Source organism: Dyadobacter sp. CY323, from assembly GCF_021390245.1.
Lineage (GTDB): Bacteria > Bacteroidota > Bacteroidia > Cytophagales > Spirosomataceae > Dyadobacter.
Genome location: NZ_JAJUXH010000003.1, coordinates 38,854 through 58,321 on the forward strand (window position 1 = coordinate 38,854; position 19,468 = coordinate 58,321).

Annotated in this window: 19 protein-coding genes; 15 read left to right on the forward strand and 4 right to left on the reverse strand. The window is 43.4% G+C overall.

Annotated elements, in window-relative coordinates; genetic code table 11:
• The first annotated feature begins 31 nt into the window (after positions 1–31).
• The 4 genes from LZG72_RS06310 to LZG72_RS06325 all read left to right on the forward strand — a co-directional run bounded on the left by LZG72_RS06310 (position 32) and on the right by LZG72_RS06325 (position 3,658).
• Positions 32–367 carry a DUF6787 family protein gene (locus LZG72_RS06310; RefSeq protein WP_233868984.1) on the forward strand — a complete coding sequence of 112 codons (336 nt, stop codon included), beginning with the start codon at positions 32–34 and terminating at the stop codon, positions 365–367.
• 128 nt (positions 368–495) lie between these two features.
• Positions 496–1,818 (forward strand): signal recognition particle protein, encoded by a 1,323-nt coding sequence (ffh, locus tag LZG72_RS06315; RefSeq protein WP_233868987.1) that lies wholly within the window; start codon positions 496–498, stop codon positions 1,816–1,818.
• A gap of 2 nt (positions 1,819–1,820) precedes the next feature.
• The gene (locus tag LZG72_RS06320) at positions 1,821–2,324 is read left to right on the forward strand and encodes a hypothetical protein (protein ID WP_233868990.1); all 504 of its coding nucleotides are present in this window, start codon (positions 1,821–1,823) and stop codon (positions 2,322–2,324) included.
• Positions 2,325–2,416: 92 nt separating this feature from the next.
• Positions 2,417–3,658 (forward strand): alkaline phosphatase family protein, encoded by a 1,242-nt coding sequence (locus tag LZG72_RS06325; protein WP_233868993.1) that lies wholly within the window; start codon positions 2,417–2,419, stop codon positions 3,656–3,658.
• A gap of 4 nt (positions 3,659–3,662) precedes the next feature.
• Here the strand turns inward: LZG72_RS06325 and LZG72_RS06330 are convergent, their stop codons facing one another.
• Positions 3,663–4,328, reverse strand: coding sequence for a hypothetical protein (locus tag LZG72_RS06330; protein WP_233868996.1), 666 nt, complete (start codon positions 4,326–4,328; stop codon positions 3,663–3,665).
• A 103-nt stretch (positions 4,329–4,431) separates the two neighbouring features.
• Here LZG72_RS06330 and LZG72_RS06335 point away from each other — a divergent pair, with 103 nt between their 5' ends.
• Both LZG72_RS06335 and LZG72_RS06340 read left to right on the forward strand, forming a co-directional pair.
• Entirely contained in the window at positions 4,432–5,889 is a 1,458-nt protein-coding gene (locus LZG72_RS06335) for an NADH-quinone oxidoreductase subunit N (RefSeq protein ID WP_233869000.1), read from the forward strand.
• Between the two features lie 102 nt (positions 5,890–5,991).
• Positions 5,992–6,297, forward strand: a complete 306-nt coding sequence (locus LZG72_RS06340; RefSeq protein ID WP_233869004.1) for a LuxR C-terminal-related transcriptional regulator — start codon at positions 5,992–5,994, stop codon at positions 6,295–6,297.
• On the opposite strand, the gene LZG72_RS06345 is transcribed toward LZG72_RS06340, so the two are convergent.
• Together LZG72_RS06345 and LZG72_RS06350 are read right to left on the reverse strand one after the other, a co-directional pair.
• On the reverse strand, positions 6,281–7,141 hold the full coding sequence (locus LZG72_RS06345; protein WP_233869007.1) for a TraB/GumN family protein: 861 nt from the start codon (positions 7,139–7,141) through the stop codon (positions 6,281–6,283). The two genes, LZG72_RS06340 and LZG72_RS06345, sit on opposite strands and share 17 nt — an antisense overlap.
• Positions 7,142–7,149: 8 nt before the next feature.
• Positions 7,150–8,742, reverse strand: a complete 1,593-nt coding sequence (locus LZG72_RS06350) for a M28 family peptidase (protein ID WP_233869011.1) — start codon at positions 8,740–8,742, stop codon at positions 7,150–7,152.
• 125 nt (positions 8,743–8,867) lie between these two features.
• On the opposite strand from LZG72_RS06350, the gene LZG72_RS06355 reads away from it, so the two are divergent.
• Together LZG72_RS06355 and typA are read left to right on the forward strand one after the other, a co-directional pair.
• Positions 8,868–9,137 (forward strand): DUF2442 domain-containing protein, encoded by a 270-nt coding sequence (locus tag LZG72_RS06355; protein ID WP_233869014.1) that lies wholly within the window; start codon positions 8,868–8,870, stop codon positions 9,135–9,137.
• A 207-nt stretch (positions 9,138–9,344) separates the two neighbouring features.
• Positions 9,345–11,159 carry a translational GTPase TypA gene (typA, locus tag LZG72_RS06360; protein WP_233869017.1) on the forward strand — a complete coding sequence of 605 codons (1,815 nt, stop codon included), beginning with the start codon at positions 9,345–9,347 and terminating at the stop codon, positions 11,157–11,159.
• A 101-nt stretch (positions 11,160–11,260) separates the two neighbouring features.
• Here typA and LZG72_RS06365 read toward each other — a convergent pair whose 3' ends face one another.
• Positions 11,261–13,702, reverse strand: a complete 2,442-nt coding sequence (locus tag LZG72_RS06365; RefSeq protein ID WP_233869020.1) for an outer membrane beta-barrel protein — start codon at positions 13,700–13,702, stop codon at positions 11,261–11,263.
• Between the two features lie 241 nt (positions 13,703–13,943).
• Between LZG72_RS06365 and LZG72_RS06370 the strand changes: the two genes are divergently transcribed.
• The 7 genes from LZG72_RS06370 to LZG72_RS06400 all read left to right on the forward strand — a co-directional run bounded on the left by LZG72_RS06370 (position 13,944) and on the right by LZG72_RS06400 (position 19,412).
• Positions 13,944–14,981: a sensor histidine kinase gene (locus tag LZG72_RS06370; RefSeq protein WP_233869023.1), complete on the forward strand. Its 1,038-nt coding sequence runs from the start codon at positions 13,944–13,946 to the stop codon at positions 14,979–14,981.
• Position 14,982: 1 nt separating this feature from the next.
• Positions 14,983–15,390: a LytTR family DNA-binding domain-containing protein gene (locus LZG72_RS06375; protein ID WP_233869026.1), complete on the forward strand. Its 408-nt coding sequence runs from the start codon at positions 14,983–14,985 to the stop codon at positions 15,388–15,390.
• Between the two features lie 82 nt (positions 15,391–15,472).
• Positions 15,473–15,700, forward strand: coding sequence for a LytTR family DNA-binding domain-containing protein (locus LZG72_RS29325; RefSeq protein WP_233870464.1), 228 nt, complete (start codon positions 15,473–15,475; stop codon positions 15,698–15,700).
• Between the two features lie 266 nt (positions 15,701–15,966).
• Positions 15,967–17,241: a Glu/Leu/Phe/Val dehydrogenase gene (locus LZG72_RS06385; RefSeq protein ID WP_233869029.1), complete on the forward strand. Its 1,275-nt coding sequence runs from the start codon at positions 15,967–15,969 to the stop codon at positions 17,239–17,241.
• Between the two features lie 215 nt (positions 17,242–17,456).
• Positions 17,457–18,548, forward strand: coding sequence for a cell wall metabolism sensor histidine kinase WalK (locus LZG72_RS06390; protein ID WP_233869032.1), 1,092 nt, complete (start codon positions 17,457–17,459; stop codon positions 18,546–18,548).
• 29 nt (positions 18,549–18,577) lie between these two features.
• Entirely contained in the window at positions 18,578–18,877 is a 300-nt protein-coding gene (locus tag LZG72_RS06395; RefSeq protein ID WP_233869035.1) for a Dabb family protein, read from the forward strand.
• Positions 18,878–19,100: 223 nt separating this feature from the next.
• Positions 19,101–19,412, forward strand: coding sequence for a hypothetical protein (locus LZG72_RS06400; protein ID WP_233869037.1), 312 nt, complete (start codon positions 19,101–19,103; stop codon positions 19,410–19,412).
• Positions 19,413–19,468 lie beyond the last annotated feature (56 nt).

Sequence of the window (19,468 nt, forward strand, 5' to 3'; positions counted from 1 at the left end):
GAAATTTAGAGAATCAATCAGAAGGATATATATGCAAGGCGGAGAGAAAAATGCGCAGCCCTGGTTGGGTAAAATGCAACAAAAATGGGGCCTGGAAACGACCATGCAGGTACTTCTGGTACTGGCGGTATTTAGTCTGGCAGGTTCGTCGGTTGTGTTTTTGAGGAAAAGCTTCTTCCATTTACTGGGTTACGATGACGCTACTCCGATGTGGCAGAAAACGATCACCTACATTCTTTTTATCTTCCCTACTTACCAGGGTTTACTTTTGTTTTACGGTTTTCTCCTCGGCCAGTTTTCATTTTTCTGGGAAAAAGAAAAGAAAATGTTCCGCTGGATCAGCAAGAAATTTAAAGGCGAAAAATAGTCGCTGACTTGCCGATTTACCTACTTAAAATATTGCAGGAGTACAGGATTCACATTCCTGTACTCCTTTTTTTATTTATACCTTTGTGACTTATTTCAATTCAGACTCAGACTCATACTTATTATTCCATGTTCGAGAACTTACAGGACAAGCTTAATAACGCCTTCCGCACACTAAAAGGCAAGGATAGGATATCAGATATAAATGTAGCCGCTACTACCAAGGAAGTCCGCAAAGCATTGGTCGACGCCGATGTAAACTTCAAAATAGCCAAAGACATTACCGATCGCATTCGCGAAAAGGCACTGGACAGAAAGATATTGATCTCGGTCGAGCCGGGACAAATGTTCGTCAAAATCGTCCAGGAAGAGCTGACTGAGCTCATGGGCGGCCAGGCCGAGGGAATTAACATAAAGGGTGACCCGGCTGTGATCCTGATCGCAGGTCTGCAGGGTTCCGGTAAAACCACTTTCTCTGGAAAACTTGCCACGCTTCTTAAAAAACAAGGCAGACAAGTACTTCTGGTAGCCTGCGACGTGTACCGTCCTGCAGCGATCGACCAGCTGAAAGTGCTCGGCGAGCAGGTAGGCGTGGAAGTTTACTCAGAACCAGAAAATAAAAATGCCGTCAACATAGCTTCCAATGCCGTAGCACACGCCCGGAAAACAGGCAAGAAAATTGTCATTGTCGATACCGCCGGCCGTTTGGCGGTGGACGAGGTGATGATGAAAGAAGTGGAGGATATCAAATCTTCTGTAAAACCTTCCGAAATCCTTTTCGTAGTCGATTCGATGACCGGGCAGGATGCGGTGAACACAGCCAAGACATTCAACGAAAGACTTGATTTTGACGGAGTTGTATTAACGAAACTGGACGGTGACGCACGCGGTGGAGCTGCGTTATCCATTCGTCAGATTGTTGATAAACCGATCAAATACATCAGTACCGGTGAAAAAATGGAAGCCCTGGATTCGTTCTACCCGGATCGTATGGCGAGCAGGATCCTCGGAATGGGTGACGTTATTTCTTTGGTTGAACGCGCACAGCAGGCATTTGACGAGGACGAAGCAAAACGCATTAATGCAAAAATGCGTCAGAACAAATTCGATTTTGACGACTTCCTCGGCCAGCTTCAGCAGATTAAGAAAATGGGTAATGTGAAAGACCTGATCGGTATGATCCCGGGAATGGGTAGTGCGATGAAGGATCTGGATATCAGCAATGAATCGTTCAAACCCATTGAGGCGATCATTCAGTCGATGACTAAAAAGGAACGCGAAAATCCGGATATGATCGATGGAAGCCGCAAAAAACGCATTGCGGCAGGTAGCGGAACGTCTATCTTGCAGGTTAACAACCTCATCAAGCAATTTGACGAAATGCGCCGGATGATGAAGAAAATGAATACCATGCAGGCAGCTGGCAAACTGGGAAAAGCCATACGTCGCTAGTAATGAAAAAAATCTTACTTGTTTTTGTTTTCTTACTGGTTTGCAGTTTTGAAACGCTGAAAGCGCAGGCGTCGGTGGGTTACTATCCGTGGAGCAGCTTGTTGTCGATCAGTACCAATTCCAGAAAAGCCATTTGGCTCGATACCCGTTTTCAGACCAATTCTTTATTCAGCAGTCTGAGCGTCGATCTGCTTCCGATGATCAATTTAAAGAGAGGCGAGGTAGTTCAATGGTATCTGGGCGGCGGTTTACGTTTGAATCCATTATACCGCATTTCTGATGCGGATGCAGATTTGATCACCATTGACGGCTACTCCATCAATGTAGGCGCACGGATTTCCCCATTACCCAAAAACCGCAACATCCAACTTGCCCTCGAACTCAATCCCTACGTAAAAGACAAGTTTGACAGCGGTGTGCTGAAAAGCCATTTCGGATTGGTTTATGTTTTTGGCAAAAAGAAAAAAGAAGGATCAGAGGTAATAACTCCGGAGACAAATCCTTAATAATTTCATAGTGTTACAATGCTCCCAAATCCGGTAAAATTGCCGTTATTTTGGGAGCATTTTCTTTTTTATGCCCCCTTTGAATTCAGGTTATGAAAGCATTTTCCCCAGCTACATTCACTTTCTTTCTTTTTCTATTTTTCGGATCAAATGCATTTGCCCAACAAAAAACGAAAAAAGTGCTTTTTGTGATCGTCGATGGCATTTCAAGCGACAGTAAAGAGAAAATTCCTACGCCAAATCTGGATGCAATTGCGAAAGTGGGCGGCTATACGCGGGCGCATGTCGGCGGCGGAAAAGATACATACTCTCAAACCCCAACCATTTCCGCGGTTGGCTATAATAGTTTGCTCACCGGCACCTGGGTGAACAAGCATAATGTCTGGGACAACGACATTAAAGATCCAAACTATCATTACTGGACGCTTTTCCGGTTTATGGAAACGCAATATCCGCAAAAGAAAACGGCTGTATTCTCGACCTGGCTGGATAACCGCACGAAACTTGTTGGCGAGGGTTTAGCAGAAACAAATAAGCTGCAGCTCGACTATTCGTTTGATGGATTTGAGCTTGATACCATACATTTTCCACACGATAAACAAGCTCTCTACATTCATAAGATCGACGAAAAAGTAGTGGACGAGGCGGCTGCTTACATTCACGACAATGCGCCGGATATGTCGTGGGTTTATCTCGAATATACCGATGATCTGGGCCACCGATATGGCGATAGCGAGCAATTTCACCAAGCAATTCAGATGATGGACGATCAAATGGGCCGACTTTGGAAAGCAATTTCATACCGTGAAAAGACATTTAATGAAGATTGGCTGATGGTTGTCACCACTGATCACGGCCGCGATAGTAAAACCGGAAAAGGCCACGGTGGACAATCAGACCGTGAGCGCGGTACATGGATTGTGACGAATGCAAAAGGTTTGAACCCGGTTTTTAAATCAAATCCGGGCATTGTTGACATTATGCCGACTGTGGCGAGGCATATGGATATTCACATTCCGAAAGAACAGCAGTTTGAAGTGGATGGTGTCGCATTTACAGGAAAAATCTCCATATCTGATCCGGTTTTAAAGAAAGAATCCGGCAAAATTCTGGTTTCCTGGAAAGCATTAAACCAGGAAGGAAACGTGAAGATCTGGCTGACTACGACTAATCATTTTGCAAAAGGCGGAAAAGACATTTACCATTTGGCCGATGAAATAAATGTGGCAAATGAAAAAGCCGAAATCGATATCAGTAAATATCCTTCCGGCTTTTTCAAAATCGTGCTCGAAGCGAAGTATAATAGTGTAAATCGCTGGATTGTAGAGAAATAGAAATCTAGTTTCCTCCCCGACCGGCTTTATAAGAATCGTATTCTTCCATTAATTTGATCAGATCATCTTCGGCGGCAAAGTCCAGCTGCTGTTCTCGGATGACGTAGTTCAGCTTGTTCTTTTCATCCGTCATTAGTTTCATGAAGCTGTTCCGGTTACTCAGTTGAACCGGGTTCATTTTATTATCTTTCAAAATGTAAAGTTTTGCGGTCGGGTCCATGGTCATCGTTGCGCTCGCTTTTTCCACTTTAATGGGCTTTGTATATTTTTTTAGCAGCTTCGTATTGCCATCATAAAGTAATCGGTAAAAAGTTTTATCCGAATACTCCCCAACTGCCGGGTAACCACTTTTGAATGTATAAAGGTCCGTTCCGGTAGGAAGGTTGAACTCAGTAACATTTGCTGAAACCCTGTAAATGGCAGAATCGGCTTTGTATTCCACTTCATCTTTTGCCAAATCGTATCTTATTTTAACGCCGTCGTGCACTTTATCATCGCTGGTCCGCACACTTCCGGAATACCATTCTTTGAAAAGATAATGCGAACCATCGGTTGAAGCAGACGCCTCTTTATAAGGTGTACCCGCCAAACCGGTCGAATCCTGCTGTGACATTGCAAAATGAGCGATCAGTAACGGTGACAGCAAAAAAAATCTTCGTAAATATTTCATGATTTAAGTTGGTTAATTTGATAAGTTCGAAGTCTGGAAACCGCAGCGTTTAGTTTCCCTGCCATCTTTCTTTACTTTTGCCAAAAAAATTATACCCGTTCCATTGGATATCAGCGAACAGCTAGTACATATACGTCAAAGTCTTGCAGGAATCGTCCCTGAAATATTCCTGGCGGTTCTTTTCTGTATTTTCCTTTTTGCAGAATTGATTTTCATAAACCGGTTCGAGAAACAAAAAGTCTCTGCATATCTCAACAATATAGCGCTTGTCGGTAGCATACTAACACTATTTCTTCTTTTGGGACAATGGAACGCAGAACCTTCATTCCGCTTTCACCCGCTTCTTTTCCTGGATCGCCAGGCCGTTTACTTTAAACTATTAATCACAGTCTGCTGGATATTCACATTAATCCACGTACGCGTTCTCAAATACGACTTCCCGCCCGAATATAATGCATTGCTGATCGCCGCAGTGGCAGGGATGAACCTGTTGAGTATGTCCACGCATTTGTTGTCGATTTACCTTTCCCTCGAACTCATTTCCATTAGCTCCTACTTGCTCGTCGCATTGTCTCCGAATCGAAAAGCTGCAGAAGGTGGGATTAAATATCTTTTGTTCGGCGCAGCGAGCTCAGCAGTAATGCTTTACGGTATTTCCTTTATTTATGGTCTCACTGGGACCATGGATATTACAAATGATGCCATGACAACCGGATTGACTGGCAATCCTGATCTCGTGGTAACGGTTACCATTGTACTGACACTCGCCGGACTGCTTTTCAAACTGTCGCTGGTGCCATTTCATGTGTGGACGCCGGATGTTTATGAAGCTGCTCCTACACCTTTGGTCTCTTTTCTTTCCGTTGCGCCAAAAGCAGCCGTTATTCTGGTTTTAATGCGTTTTGCGGGCATTTTACCAGCTCAATATTTCCCCGTTTTAGGAGGTATTGCGTTAATAAGCATGACGGTCGGAAATGTGGCAGCGCTTTTCCAGAGCAATGCGCGGCGTCTCCTCGCCTACTCGTCCATCGCGCAGGCAGGCTACTTGCTCGTCGGGATTGCTGCTTACAGCCGGTTTGGGTTCGAAGCAACCGTTTTTTACACTTCGGTTTATGCCGTTATCAACTTGGCTGCCTTCTTTCTGATCGATTTATTACAGCCAGATTCCGAAACAAAATTATCTGATTATGAGGGTCTTGGCCGGCATTTTATATGGATATCTGGTATTTTAACGATCATCATGATCGCACTTGCCGGACTTCCCCCAACGGCAGGGTTCACCTCCAAACTTCTGATTTTCTCGGCACTCTGGGAAAGTTACCGCGAGCAGCAATTCCCCTGGATGTTGTGGCTTCTGGTAGGTGGAATCCTCAATGCCGCCATTTCCCTGGCCTATTATCTTAAGCTGCCGTATTTGTTGTTTTTCAGGAATTCGCAAAAATCAGATTTCAAAACCAATGCAAGTATGAGGGGCAAAATGATCGCAGGATTTCTTGTATTGACCGTCCTGGTCCTGTTTTTCAAGCCAGAGTGGCTCACTAAATGGATTTCCGTTTTTTAATTTTATGATTAATTAGATTTACAGATAGTCGCATATATTTGCATTTACAACTACTCAGCGTGTCAAAAAGCAATCGCTTTATTTCAACACAAACACGCTATAATGCATTTAACAAAATTCCCTTCCTTCCATTCTAATGCTGTTATCGATGGTTTTTCATGTTTAAAACCCCGCGAATGGAAAATCCTGGTTTTGATCGTTAATGATTTTACCAACAGTGAGATTATGAATGCTTTAAACCTCAAACGACGAACCATTTTGAATCTGAGGAATTCCATTGGAGACAAGCTTGGTTTGAAAGACGAGCATACCCTGGCAATATTCGCTAGCGCGAATCGTGACGTTATTCTTTTCAGGTATAACCTTTACAGAGCAAAGTCTGGGAACCAGGCTATTGTACTGCCCTAACCTGGTAACCCTCTTGCCTCAGCAGCGCAATTACCCCTTTCTCTCCTCCCAAATGCGCGGCGCCGACACCGAAAAAAGTAGGTTTTGTGCTCATGATTTTCTGAATGCGCGAGATCCATTTTTTGTTCCGGTCAAACAGCATTATCTCCTCATTACCATCCATCCCAAACTCGCTTTTCATCGTGAGGCTATATAAGTCATTGATTTTTTGAGACTTATATAGAGAAACAAGATCTTTGAATTCTTTTCTCGCTTTTGGCAGACTGTCTATCATCGTGAGGATCATCTTCACCTGATCTGTATATGGAATTGAATCGAAAATCGCCATTTGTTCTTGCAGCGTTTCAATGCCGATTACTTCTGATTTCTGCCTTTTTGCAAGCTCAATGAGCGACATTTCGTACGATTGCGGCTGACAGGATAACACCGCATTAAAAAGCGGCCCCATTAAAACAAAAGGTTTGGCTTTTTCGAACATTTCTAAACCCATCCCAACCGAGTCTTTATAAAACTTGTTGAGTCTGGCATATTCGTCCGGAGAAATGAGCTTGGACAACCCATTATCGCCTTTCATATTCATGGTTTGCATCATGGTCGCCATCATCCCCGGATCGTCCATATCAATCTCCAGAGCAACCTGCTCCGTTTTGGCAATGGACGCTTTGAGCGAATCACTCAAAACAAAGTCAGCCGGACAGATCAAATGGATCGTACCAAAAAGATAAGACGGCCTGGCATCACCGGGCGCCTTAATTTCCCAAAGCAACGAATTTTCGGTAGGTACCTGCGCCCAACCCGCACCAACAACAAGACTCAACAAGCTAACCCACCACACTTTTCGCATACCCGCTCTTATTCTTTGTGACTATCTACTACGATTCGTTCTTCCCGATTTACAAGATCCCAGGCTGTATAAAAAACCAGCTTTACGATTTCTGATTGTTTATCAAACAGGATCTTTTCCACGTCATCCCCGGGACGGTGATAATCTTCATGCACACCCGTAAAATAGAAAATGACCGGTATTCCTACCTTGGCGAAATTGTAGTGATCAGAACGGTAATAAAACCGGTTCGGGTCTTTCGGATCATTAAATGTATAGTCGAGTTTGTAATTGATGTATTTCTTGTTCGCTTCCTCACTGATCTCATGCAGTTTAGATGAAAGCTTGTCAGAACCAATCAGATATACATATTTGTGATCATTTTTATGCGCCTCGTCCACCCGGCCGATCATGTCAATATTTAGATTGGCGATCGTATTTTTTAGAGGATACAAAGGATTTTCAGAATAAAATTCCGAACCGAACAAGCCTTTTTCTTCTCCCGTCACATTGAGAAATAGAATACTTCTGCGCGGGCCTTTCCCATCTGCCTTTGCTTTGCTGAATGCCTCGGCAATTTCCAGCAGCGACACCGTTCCAGAACCATCGTCATCGGCGCCATTATTGATCTCACCATTTGGAGAAATACCAATGTGGTCCAAATGCGCGCTGATTACCAATACTTCTTCCTTTTTGTCAGATCCTTCCATGAAAGCCGCCACATTCTCCGTTTCAATTGTTTCGCTCACCCGTTGCGCTTTTAAAGAAACTTCACCGTTTATTTTTTTAGACGAAGGTTTTCCCGATTTATCAATCTCAGATTTACTTTTCAGCAGTTTTTGTGCCGAAGTATTCAGTATCTGGGCCGCTATTTCCGGAGAAATAACAAATGCGGCAATATTCTGCGGATTCTCCTGAACCGGTTTCAGGGTCGGAGCATTAAATCGTCTGCTCATCACCGCACGCTGACGGATTTCTTTGTCACGGTCCTCGCCGGTCTTGTCGGTAACGATGAATACATATTTTGCACCCTTCTCGTGTGCTAGCTTTACTTTAGTCTGCCAGCCAACCGTAGCACTCCATTTTGTCTTCTCCTGACTGCCACTGAGCCAGTATTTGCCATCGGCTGCTTTCGGTTCACCCTCGTAAATAAGTACAGATTTTCCTTTCAAATCCAGGTTCGCGTAATCGCTATATTCTTTATCCTCAATACCATAGCCGGCAGTAACGACAGAAGAAGTGATTTCTTCGGGGATCGTCAACAACCCATTGAGATAAAAATCCTTGTTAAATTCATACGTTTTGTTGCCAGCCTTTACATACACTTCCCCCCAGCTGCGTTTGTACAAATTATATTTTTGCAAAAAGCTTTTGGAGCCATCCTTTTCAGTGGCAGCTGGTTGTAGTCCGTATTCTTTGAAATATTTCGATACGTACTCAGCCGCTTTTTTCTGACCAGGCGAGCCGGTGTCTCTTCCTTCCAGACTATCAGCGGCGATGATTACCAAATGCTTTTTTAGGTCCGCAGGCGAAATGCTGCCTCCGTATTTAGCGGCATCATCCTGCGCAAAGGCAGATACTGCAAGAAAAAGCAACAATCCACCTATTAAATTCTTGTTCATTTTGAAGTTTTAGTATATGTCAATTCTTACAAAGAAAGCAAAGGATGGGGCGATTGCAAAATGGGGGGTTTACAATGTATATTTGAATTTTAAACCGCACACTACATGTCTGAAATAACTATAAGATGCTGTATTACATCAAAAAAATTGTGGCTGTCCAGGATTTCAAGGTTTCGTGCCTGTTTAATACGGGTGAAACCAGAACTGTGGATTTACGTCCGATTATCGAAAAATACAGCAAAATACAGGATGGATTAGTTAGCAGACTTGCCGACACAAATTATTTCCGAAAAGTAAAGTTGGATTCCTACGGGACGTTATCATGGGACAATGGCGTCGACTTTGACCCGGATAACCTTTACAAAATGTCGAAAACGGAAATAGAATCATTCTGATATATTTCTTCACTTTTTGCACTTCTCTCAGTTTAAAGGCTCTTTTTCAGCTATTAACAATAATTTAATTGTAAATTACTGTTATTCAGGTAAAAGTCCGTACATTTGCACCTTATTTGACGAAACTTCAGTCAAACAAACACAACGGTTCTGTTAAACAATCTGTTACAGGTTAATTGAATCGTCAACAATTCATCTAAAAGAACAATGCAAGCCATTCGCAACATCGCAATTATTGCACACGTTGACCACGGTAAAACTACCTTGGTTGACAAAATCATCCACGCTTCAAAGCTTTTTCGGGAAAATCAGGAATTCGACGATTTGATACTTGATAACAACGATCTGGAACGTGAACGTGGAATTACCATTACTTCCAAAAACGTATCTGTTCGTTACAAAGACTTCAAAATCAATGTAATTGATACTCCGGGTCACGCAGACTTTGGTGGTGAAGTGGAACGCGTACTTAAAATGGCAGATGGCGTATTGTTGCTGGTCGATGCATTTGAAGGCCCGATGCCACAAACCCGTTTTGTACTTGGAAAAGCCATCGATTTGGGTTTAAAACCAATTGTAGTTGTTAATAAAGTAGATAAAGAAAACTGCCGCCCCGAAGAAGTTCAGGAAAGCGTTTTTGATTTGATGTTCAACCTGGGCGCAACCGAAGATCAGCTTGACTTCACGACCGTTTATGGTTCATCAAAACAAGGCTGGATGGGGCCGGATTGGCAACACCCAACGGATAATATTACCTTTTTGCTTGATACCATCATCGCATCGATCCCGGCACCGGTGATTGACGAAGGTACTCTTCAAATGCAGATCACTTCTCTTGACTACAATGCATTCGTTGGCCGCATCGCCATCGGTCGTGTAAAAAGAGGTACTATTAAAGAAGGATCCACATTGTCACTTTGCAAAGCGGACGGTGTGATCAAAAAAGTGAAAGTAAAAGAACTTCAGACTTTTGAAGGTCTTGGACGTGTGAAAGTGGCCGAAGTTACCGCCGGAGATATTTGTGCTGTAACGGGTATCGAAGACTTCGAAATCGGTGATACTCTTGCTGATCTTGAAAACCCGGAACCAATCGCTCGTATTGCCGTGGATGAACCAACCATGAATATGTTGTTCACCATTAATAACTCTCCATTCTTCGGTAAAGAAGGCAAGTTTGTAACATCACGCCACTTACGTGACCGTTTGATGAAAGAAACCGAGAAAAACCTTGCATTGCGCGTTGAAGCAACGGATACAGAAGATAAATTCCTCGTTTTCGGACGTGGTATCCTTCACTTGTCGGTATTGATCGAAACCATGCGTCGTGAAGGTTACGAATTGCAGTTGGGTCAGCCACAGGTACTTTTCAAAGAAGATGAAAAAGGCGAACGTCTTGAACCAATTGAAACATTGGTGGTAGATGTACCTGAATCAACAGCTGGTAAAGTAATCGAATTAGCGACTCAGCGTAAAGGTGAATTGCTAGTGATGGAGCCAAAAGGAGATTTGCAACACCTTGAATTCCTGATCCCGTCAAGAGGTTTGATCGGTCTACGTTCGAATGTATTGACTTCGACACAAGGTGAAGCGGTAATGACCCACCGATTTAAAGAATTCGGTACATTCCGCGGACCAATTCCTGGACGTATCAGTGGTTCGATTATCTCGAAAAATACAGGACCTGCGACAGGTTATACAATCGATAAATTGCAGGATCGAGGTCGTTTCTTCGTGGAGCCGGGCGATGAAATTTACGGTGGACAAGTTATCGGCGAGCACAACCGCCCGAACGATATCGTGGTAAACCTTCAGGAAGCGAAAAAATTGACCAACATGCGTGCTTCAGGTACGGATGACGGTTTGAGGATCGCTCCGAAAATCAATTTCTCTCTGGAAGAATCGATGGAATACATTCAGAAAGATGAATATCTTGAAGTTACGCCGCAAAGCATGCGTATGCGCAAGATTTATCTGGAAGAAAACGATCGCAAGCGCAATTCCGGCAAAATGGAAATGGCTTAATCCAGATCTTAAATTAGTATATGTAAAAACGGAGGCGCAAAACGCCTCCGTTTTTACATATACACAGACCCATTTTCCATTTCACCTCTTACTTCTCACCTTCAAAGCCTCTCTTTCTCTTCATCCGATGCATTGTTATTATGCCTGCGCTTCCGGGCAAATGTATCTTTCCCAAAACGGTAAGTAAATGCAGCCCCGATTCGCTGGGTATCTGTTCTGCTTGTCTGAAAATACTCCGAATTGATCAACCCGATTGACCGGTTATGATAAACCCAGGAATGGAAAATATCCTCGGCCGACAATCTGATACTTCCTTTTCCGTCCCAGATTTTCTTCTGGATCGACGCATTCACACGCAACATTCCATTGGTGACAGTCTGGCCGGTGAAATCGCGGCTGGCATAATAACCCCCCAGCTCGGCGGAAACCGTTTTCCCGAGGGTGAAATAGTTATTGACTTCCAGCCTGGCGATGTTGCTTTTGAAATCAAGATCTGCATCCAGTACTTTTCCTTTTAAACCAACTCTTGAAAGACGTAACGTCGTATTCGTGTACCACCATTTGTTGAGCGAAGCTGAAACGCTGGTGTTCAGCAACACCATAAATCCCCCGGCAATGTTATCCGGTTTGTTTACAAAAATAGTATCGATCGTCTGCGTAGTCGGGAAAATGGAGTTCGTGAATTTATTGTAACTCAAACCCATATTCAGCCACTGTTTCCGCTGATATTTCAGTTCAATGCGGCTTTGATATTGGGGGTTTAGATCGGGATTACCAGAACTGTACGTGTATTGATCACGAAGAAAAAGAAATGGATTAAGTAATTGATAATTAGGTCTACTAATTCTCCTCACCGCCATTAATCCCAACGTATTATTTCCTTTTGCATCCGGTTTGAAACTCAAATATGCACTTGGGAAAATACCGGTATAATGTTTTGTAAATGTTGACCCCGCTATTTCCGCATTGCCCAGCTGATTCCCTTCAATATTCGTATTCTCAACCCTCATTCCCAGCTGGATTCCAATCCGTTTCCAGGATTTTTGCCCATTGAAATAAGCTGCATTGATATTCTCATTGTATTTAAAATGATTGGACTGGGTATTATTCAAAGTTTCCCGGCTGCCTTTCACATCATAATAATTGAACACATTATCGGTATTAATCAAGCTCGATTTAAACCCGGCTTCCAGCTTTGCCTTATTCTTCAATGGATGCGCGTAATCAGCTTTGGCGGTATAAATGTGAATATCAGACGGTATGCGATAGATAAAATCCTGCTGCTCCAGAAGTTCGCCACCCGGTTCAAATGCACGATTTTGCAAAAACTGGTTTCCATTGTTGAGGTAATGCAAATAGTTTACATCCACCGAAAGATCTCTCCCGCCCGTATTGAATTTGTGCAGCATGTTAAAGTTGACTCCCGTATTATCACGTTCATCCCCGCCGGTTGTACTTCCTGAGCCAGTAACCGCCAGCTGGTTCAGCGCATCGTAATTTTTGCTTTCATACTTAAATACTCCGCTTCGTTTCCCTTTGTTCAAATTAAAAATCAAACCATAAGTCGTTTTCGGAGTTGCTGCAAAATCAAGTCCTGCATTTATATTAATGCCGTTGTTTTTATAAACCTGATCATTGGTTAAATCAACAGAAGAAAGCAGTGTTGATGACGCATTATAAAACCGGCGGTCGAACCCATCCTGGCTGTAATTCTTCTCATAGCTATAACCCAGATTGACAAACAAATTCACTTTCTTGCGCGAATAATTCAGGTTCAGCGCATCGTTGCTTCTCGCATATCTGCCCTGACTCATTCCGGCTGAAATACTGCCGGTGAGGCCGCCGGCCCGGTTCTTTTTCAAACGGATATCAATTACCGCATTCCCCGCTGCATCATATTTGGCGGAAGGATTATCGATCAGCTCAATTTTGTCAAGAAGTCCGCCGGGTACGGACTTCAAATATGCCGCCAGATCCGCACCCGACATATAGGTACTTCTTCCGTCGATCAGAACCAGCACGCCATTTCTTCCATTCAGGCTGATTTCGCCATTTGCATTCACGGAAACGCCGGGTGTTTTCTCCAAAACTTCCATGGTATTGCTCGTCGCGCTGCTGATCATCGACTCCACATTCACAATCGTCCGATCAATCGCCTGCTCAATCAGTGGTTTTTTGGCTTTTACCGTAACCTCTTTTAATTCAACATTTTTGGCGGAAAGAAGAATAATGGCAGGTAAAACAAGGATTTGATGCGCACTGTCCATCATCAGAGGTGCACTGACAAATCGCTTTTGTCCCAATGCCGAAATGTCCAGCAGGTAACTCCCGTTTTCCAAACTGCTGACCTTAAATTTTCCCGAAGCATCTGTAATCTCACCTTTGACGAAAGTCGAATCCGGTGCTTTCAATACTCGGACAGTGGTTCCGGGCAATACTTCATTGCTAAAATCTTTTACCGTACCGGAAATGCTATTGCTAGTTTGCCCGTGTGCGCAGAATGAATAAAAAAGAATGATCAAAAATGTGTTTAACGTTTTCATGGCTTCATAAATTAAAGGTTGTCCTTTTGTATGAAGCAAATTTTGGCAATGTAGTCAAGCAGGGAAAATAATAGTGTTGTAACTTCCCAAATCGCTGACAGAATAGGACTGAACGCTGACAAAACAATTCGAAAGGTATTTGGAGGTCTTCGTCACGGATCAAACCATTTCCATCCACAGCATTTTGAATGCGGGATAAAGAGATGGAGATTTAGACCTTAAAGATTTAACACTGAAATCAATGAACGCCCCGAAGGATCTTCAAAATCACGAATTTTTGGTCAAGGCCCCGGTAATTATCGTTGCCGCCATTGCATCGGTACCGATTTGGATCGCCATGGATTTCCTGATGAACTCCATAGGTGTGGGCCACGACGAAGCTATCGCCACGGCAGTTACCATCTTTTTTATGGCTTCCATTTTTGTCGGCAGATACTTTGCAGAGCTTTTGATGATTAGGATAAAAAATCTCAGAAACCTTGCATTAGCCGTTCTTTTAACACTGATTATCAGTTCAATCGCGCTATTTGCCCAGCTTGCGTTTCCCTTCGAAGGTTCGGCCGCATTGCATTTGCTGCTTTACTGGCTTCCATTTCTGATCAGCAGTATTACTTTGGGAATGTTGATCAAGATTGTCAGAAGCATTGGAAAAAAGGAATTACAGGAAGCCAGGAGTGTGGCGGCGCATAGTCAAAGTGAGTTGCACCTTTTACAATCGCAATTGAGCCCCCATTTTTTGTTCAATACACTCAATAATTTGTACGGACTTTCTATCACCCAGCATGAAAAGATCCCGCCTCTTTTACTGAAACTTTCGGATTTGCTGCGTTACTCGGTGTATGATTCGGGTGAAAATTTTGTCCCGCTTAAAAGTGAACTAGAATACATTGATAATTACATTGAATTCGAAAAAATAAGGATTGGAGAAAGACTTGTATTGAAAACAGACATTGAAAAAGCGACAGATACCAACATTAAAATCGCCCCGATGTTGCTTATTGTCTTTATCGAAAATGCATTCAAGCACTCCAAAAACACGGCCGACGATCTGATTTATATTGACATATCACTGAAAACCTGGAACAATCTAATTTTGTTTTCCATTAAAAATTCATTCAGTAAATCATCCGAAGAAAATAAGTTGCTGAATAAAAACAGCGGTTTCGGGCTGGCGAATGTGAAAAAGCGGCTGGACTTACTGTATCCAAATGACTATGAATTGACGATAACAGAAGACGTGACATCCTATCAGGTAATTCTTCGACTGAAAGTAAAATGATATGAACAAAATCAGCTGCCTCATCGTCGACGACGAGCCGATCGCCCGTGACATTATTAAATCATACTGCGCACATTTACCTTATCTGACAGTTCTGGCTTCCCTCGGCAATGCGTTGGAGGCCAAAACATTTTTGTTCCAACAGAAGGTTGATATCCTTTTCCTGGACATTAACATGCCGGTGCTCGACGGTGTCACTTTTTTGAAAACCTTAAAAAATCCGCCGCAGGTCATTTTTTCTACCGCCTACAAAGAGTACGCAATCGACGCATTTGATCTGGCAGCCTGCGATTATCTCTTGAAACCCTTTTCCCTCGATCGTTTTATCATCGCTGTCGATAAGGCAATGGAACGGATACAGCCAGCAGCCGCCTTTACCTCCGGAAATTCAGGATCAAAACGCCGGTGATTATATTTTTATAAAAGCCGATGGGAAAATCTTCAAAATCGGCTATGATGACCTTCTCTATGCAGAGGCCAGCGGCAACTACATCAAAATCGTAACAAGCCAGCAAACCTTGATGCCATCCATGACTTTTTCAAGTTTCGAAGAGCTGATTCCCCGCTTAAAGTTCGTCCGTATTCACCGTTCTTTTATTGTGAATAAATCTAAGATCGATCATATTGAGGGTAACAGGCTTTTTGTGAATAAATCGGAACTCCCGATCGGGAGTAACTACCGGGAGGGATTTTTGAAAGAACTTGGCCTCAATTCCTAGTTCGGGAGTAGAAAAAAAATAGCTTCAGATACCATTTTTCTACATTTTATAATTCCTACAAAACCTTCTATCATATTTGGTATTATCGCCACTTACTGATAGTTCCTTTCAGGCATCCGCAAACTCTTAAAACAATCTCTCTTTATTATTTTATTATACTATTTCAAGAATTTTTAGTTTTTTGTTATTATAAGGTCAAATGGTGTAAGTTTACATCGTAAACCAGAAATAATTCATTAACAAACTAATTATCAATACTTTAAAAAATGTCATACATAGAACCGGCTCCCATTAAGGATAAAGAAAATCCTCTGGAGTCAATGATGCAGCGATTTGACAAAGCCGTGGAAATCCTCGGAATTTCGGAGGAAATGTACCACATATTAAAAGTACCGCGCAAACAGGTGATCGTTGGATTGCCCGTCACCATGGATTCCGGCCAGATCCGGACTTTCGAAGGTTACCGCGTTATCCATTCCACCATTCTGGGGCCAAGTAAAGGCGGCATCCGTCTCGATCCCGATGTGAATCTCGACGAAGTTCGTGCACTGGCGGCCTGGATGACCTGGAAATGTGCCGTTGTCGACATTCCTTATGGCGGAGCAAAAGGCGGTGTAGCCTGTAACCCGCGCGAAATGTCGGCTGGGGAGATTGAACGTTTAATACGTGCTTATACCACTGCATTACTCGATGTTTTCGGACCTGATCAGGACATTCCGGCACCGGATATGGGAACCGGCCCGAGAGAAATGGCCTGGCTGATGGATGAGTATTCCAAGTCAAAAGGCATGACCGTCCCCGCCGTGGTGACCGGAAAACCATTGGTACTCGGAGGTTCACTCGGACGGACCGAAGCTACCGGACGTGGCGTAATGGTTTCGGCACTTTCCGGAATGGAAAAATTGCGGATTAACCCATATAGAGCCACCGCAGCCGTGCAGGGTTTTGGCAATGTCGGTTCGCATGCTGCATTACTTCTCCGCGAGCGCGGCGTTTCCATTCACGCCATCAGCGATATTTCGGGTGCATATTATAACAGCAAAGGAATAGACGTCGCAGCCGCAGTGGCCTACCGCGATGCAAACAGAGGTTCACTCGAAGGATTTTCAGGAGCAGAATTGATCGAAGGCGACGATCTGCTTTGCCTGCCTGTGGACGTACTCGTGCCTGCCGCTAAAGAAGACGTGATTACCCGCAAAAACGTAGCCGGGATCCAGGCTAAGATGATTGTAGAAGGAGCTAACGGACCAACTTCTTCGAAAGCCGATGACATAATTAATGAAAAAGGCATTATGGTGGTCCCGGACATCCTCGCAAATGCAGGCGGCGTAACGGTTTCCTACTTCGAGTGGGTACAAAACCGGATTGGCTACAAATGGACATTGGAGCGCATTAACCGCCGCACAGACCGCATTATGAAAGATTCATTCGATAAAGTATACGAGATCTCTCAAAAACATAAAGTCTCGATGCGCATTGCAGCTTACATTGTTGCAATCGATAAAGTGTCGAGCACTTACAAGTATAGGGGCGGGTTTTAAGGGTCATTTATTGCCATTTTTAGTCAGAAGGTCATTTATTGTTTTGGGATTCCGGAAACAGTAAATGACCTTTTCTGACAAGAAATGACAATAAATGACTTTCTGACCATAAATGACCAATTATTATTACCAAACCGTTAACAATCCTGCCCAAATAATAAATCAGTCTTTCTTCGGGGGAGAAATGTTAACTTTATAGCAATAATGTTAACGTTATGTCACTGAGCCCCCGTTTCATCGCCATTATTCTGGCGTTTTTAATATCACTGATCACCACCACTTTTCTGGCATTTGTTGACGGCGTCTCAAAAGGGATGCTTTTCGTGGTTTCCATTTCGGCATTTATTACGTCCTTTTTTCTGGTTTTGTATACAGTTGACATCCTGGTTTTCAGGGAGGTTAACAAAATGTACCGCACGATCCACAAATTAAAAATGAAGGACTTCAACATGACGCCGCGGAAAAAGCTGATCATTGAATCCAATCCGTTGAAGACCATTAACGACGAGATTTTTGTTTATGTAACCAAAAAACAAAAAGAGATCGACGAACTCAAAAAGCTTGAATTGTTCCGCAGAGAGTTCCTGGCCGATGTTTCCCACGAGTTCAAAACCCCGATTTTCGCCGCCCAGGGCTTTATTCATACACTTCTGGACGGGGCAATGGAAGACGAAAATGTCCGCGAACGCTTCCTTAAAAAGGCTGCAAATAACCTGGATAGCCTGGATGTTCTGGTGAAAGATCTGCTGGTACTATCTCAGATGGAAACGGGCGATATCACCATGAATCTCGCCCCGATCGATATGAGGCTGCTCGTGACCAACATTTTCAGCCGGCTCGAAAACATTGCGGAAGATCGCGGCGTTTCCCTGAAAGTGAAGCCGGATGATATGATGGAAGTTTGGGTGACTGCCGATGCAGACCGAATGGAACAGGTCATGCTGAACCTGATTGAAAATGCGATCAAATATGGCAATGAAGGCGGAAAAGTGATTGTGCATTTTAATGAAGGTAAAAAGTACATCGAAGTAGCAGTCAGGGACAACGGCCCGGGGATTCCACATGAACATCTGAACCGTATATTTGAACGGTTTTATCGGGTGGATAAAAGCCGGAGCAAAGAAATCGGAGGTACCGGCCTGGGGCTGGCGATCGTAAAGCATATCCTGAATGCACATAACACGAAAATCGCTGTCATGTCCAAACCAGAAAAAGGAACTACCTTCTCATTTAAACTTGAAAAAGCGTATCTCTCGGTTTCAAACGAACTTACCGAAACTGAAATCCCATCGCAACTGAATTCGTAATCTATTTATAACAACTTAAATCCTGTTTCATGTTTGTACATAATGTATTTTTTTGGCTAAAAGACAAAGACAGCGAAGAGGCAAAAAGCGCACTTCTTGCGGGTATTAAATCTCTCGAAGCCATCGAATCGATTGAAAAAGCATACATCGGTACCCCTGCCACTACCCGCAGACCCGTGATCGACGCTACGTATGATTTTGCGGAAATCATGGTATTTGCAGATGAGGCCGCGCACGATGTGTACCAGGTGCATCCGCTTCATACCAAATTCGTAGCCGACTGCGCACACCTTTGGGAGCGTGTATTAATCTACGATGTGGAAGCCTGATCATTCCTAATATTTGTTAACAAGTTATCCACAACAGCACTGTTGATAACTTGTTAATAATACTGCATTTAATGCATTTCCAGGCAATTAGAATGCATTTACACACTTTACTAGCTGTGGATAACTTAGTTTTCGCTTCTGGTAGACAGCCTGGGATTCCCTGAGAAAGGCACTTTTACGGTCTTACAATCGTTTTAATAGTAGCACAAAACGAACTAAGACCGTGAAAACAAATAGATTTCTGCTGTCATTTATCGTTACGATCATTGCAGCAATAAGCATTTCATCCTGTACATACAGAGCGTCATATAACCCTGGCTATGATTACGGTTACGGGCCCGGATATGGATATGGCTATCGGTATGCACCGCCACCTCCACGCGTAGTTGTCGTGAAGCCACCTCATCCGCACAGACGTGTTGTGAATGCCGACCGCCACAGATCGAGCAGGTATGGCGACAGAAATTACAGAAAACAGTACAGAAGCGGACAGCATTACGGCAACAACGCTCGTACAAGAGGTCCGAGAAGGTAATCAGAAGTATTTGATAAAAAAGAAAAGGTGACAAACCGCGCGATATTTGCCGGTTT